Annotated in this window: 1 pseudogene; it reads left to right on the top strand. The window is 38.7% G+C overall.

The features are described from left to right. A pseudogene (tet(O), locus tag H8Z79_RS16695) lies at positions 1 to 615 on the top strand (tetracycline resistance ribosomal protection protein Tet(O)); the annotation flags it as partial.

The following is a 615-nucleotide window of genomic DNA, read 5'->3' as shown; positions in this document are numbered from 1 at the left end:
GCCTGAAGGTCAATCTGAACTATGCGGGCAGGTTTTTAAGATTGAATATTCAGAGAAAAGGCGGCGTTTTGTTTATGTGCGTATATATAGCGGAACATTGCATTTGAGGGATGTTATTAAAATATCTGAAAAAGAGAAAATAAAAATCACAGAGATGTGTGTTCCGACAAACGGTGAATTATATTCATCCGATACAGCCTGCTCTGGTGATATTGTAATTTTACCAAATGATGTTTTGCAGCTAAACAGTATTTTGGGGAACGAAATGCTGTTGCCGCAGAGAAAATTTATTGAAAATCCTCTCCCTATGCTCCAAACAACGATTGCAGTAAAGAAATCTGAACAGCGGGAAATATTGCTTGGGGCACTTACAGAAATTTCAGATGGCGACCCTCTTTTAAAATATTATGTGGATACTACAACGCATGAGATTATACTTTCTTTTTTGGGGAATGTGCAGATGGAAGTCATTTGTGCCATCCTTGAGGAAAAATACCATGTGGAGGCAGAAATAAAAGAGCCTACTGTTATATATATGGAAAGACCGCTTAGAAAAGCAGAATATACCATCCACATAGAAGTCCCGCCAAATCCTTTCTGGGCTTCTGTCGGGTT

It is taken from the genome of Blautia intestinalis, assembly GCF_014297355.1.
GTDB lineage: Bacteria > Bacillota > Clostridia > Lachnospirales > Lachnospiraceae > Blautia_A > Blautia_A intestinalis.
This window is presented reverse-complemented; position numbering and strand designations above follow the sequence as displayed.